Source organism: Bacillus sp. C30, from assembly GCF_040838255.1.
In the GTDB taxonomy this organism is placed as follows: Bacteria; Bacillota; Bacilli; order Bacillales; family Bacillaceae_G; genus Bacillus_A; species Bacillus_A mycoides.
The window spans coordinates 1-1,685 of sequence record NZ_JBFPJH010000534.1; the positions used below are offsets into that span (position 1 = coordinate 1).

The 1,685-nt window shown below is 34.4% G+C and carries 2 protein-coding genes; one reads left to right on the forward strand and one right to left on the reverse strand.

The features are described 5' to 3' along the window. Positions 1-49 precede the first annotated feature (49 nt). On the reverse strand, positions 50-1,102 hold the full coding sequence (locus AB3X49_RS22580) for an enoyl-CoA hydratase/isomerase family protein (protein ID WP_201038351.1): 1,053 nt from the start codon (positions 1,100-1,102) through the stop codon (positions 50-52). Between the two features lie 350 nt (positions 1,103-1,452). Between AB3X49_RS22580 and AB3X49_RS22585 the strand changes: the two genes are divergently transcribed. Further along, positions 1,453-1,685 (forward strand): hypothetical protein (locus AB3X49_RS22585; protein ID WP_367964862.1); only part of this gene is annotated, 233 nt, incomplete at its 3' end.

Sequence of the window (1,685 nt, forward strand, 5' to 3'; positions counted from 1 at the left end):
AGGCCATATAGAGTAGCTGAGAGTGTGCTACAATATATGGCCTCTTTGTTTAAGCGTTAAGTAAGTTAAAGAATCGATTTACATCTTCTTCTGAAACATCACTTAATTGTTTATATTTATAATTTGGATTTTGGTCTTTATCAACTACAACGGAGCGTACTCCTTCAAAGAAATCTTCATGTCGCATGAAGTTTTTAGCGAGTATAAGATCTGTCGCGAAACATTCTTCAACTGACTTTTCTTGGCCATCAATAAACTGTTTTAATGTTACCTTTAATGAAACAGGGGATTTGGATAATAGCTTTTCTTTCGTTGTTTGGGCAAATGGACTTTGATCTTTCTCTAACGATTGAATGATTCCCTCAATTGTATCGAATGCAAAATGCGAATTAATTTCTTCTACTGAAGAAGAAAGATTGCCATCTAAGTTTGGAGCAGTTGCAAATGTACGAATAACTTCTTTTAAATGAGTATGTACATCTTCTTTTTTCCAATTTACCTTTTCAAGTGCGGTAAGGAAATTTGGTAATGAATCTGATGTCATAAAGTAATCAGCAGCGTTAATATATAATACATCAGGAGCTTTTAAAATAGATGCTGTTAAAGCAACGTATCGACCAGTATATCCAGGCGCTTTATTTAAGAAATAAGCAGCACCGACATCAGGGAAGAAACCGATGTTCATTTCAGGCATTGCCCACTTCGTACGCTCTGTTACAATTCGATACGTCGCTCCATTTGTCAGACCGACACCACCGCCCATTACAATTCCATCTAAACAAGCGATAATTGGTTTTTTGTATTGATAAATAAATGTATCAATTTCATATTCTTCTTCAAAAAACTGCTCTGCATGTTGTAATGCAACTTCGTTAGAACGTGCTTCGTATAGCGTTTTAATATCACCACCTGCACAAAAACCTTTCGTCCCAGCTCCTTTTAAAACGATGAGTTCAATACGCTCATCTTGCTCCCATTCTTTAAGTTTTTGCCCAATTGGTTGTAACATGTCATAGGATAAAGAATTAAGTGCTTTTGGACGGTTTAAAGTAATAGATGCAACGCCGTTTTCGCTAACAGAAAATAAAACGTGTTCAGTCATTATAAATCCTCCCTTACTTATCTTTCTATTCTTATTTCTTGATACATGCTGAAATGTCCTCTATAATTTTTGTCTAAATTAGGTGCTTAGTGTTAGTATTTATCGCATATTTTGACGAGTTATATTTGCAGGATTTCAGAGAATGAAGAGGAATATTACAACATTACTGTAAGTGCTATTATTTGAAAATATCGTGTTGAAGGCGCTATTATATGTATAACTTATATTGAGTTAGTATACGTGGCGTAAATTAAAGAGTTGATGTAGAAAAAGTTAAAAGGCTGAATTATCTAACTTTTAAAGAGCGCGGGGTTTGTATATAATTAGAAATAGAGAAAGGAGAGATCGGAATGCCAGGACCTTTACTATTGTCGGTTATTATTTTGTCATCTCTTATGGTAGGAATTACACAGTATTTTCATCATACAGATACGACAGAAGAAGTGAAGGCTAAGGTACGTCTCGTGTTTCCGATTTTTATAATATCTATTTCCATATGCTTTTTATTAAATAAAGATGGGTATGTTGTGGCCGTATTTGCGTTTTTTGTAGCGATTGTCTTAATAACTGTATTGTACTACGT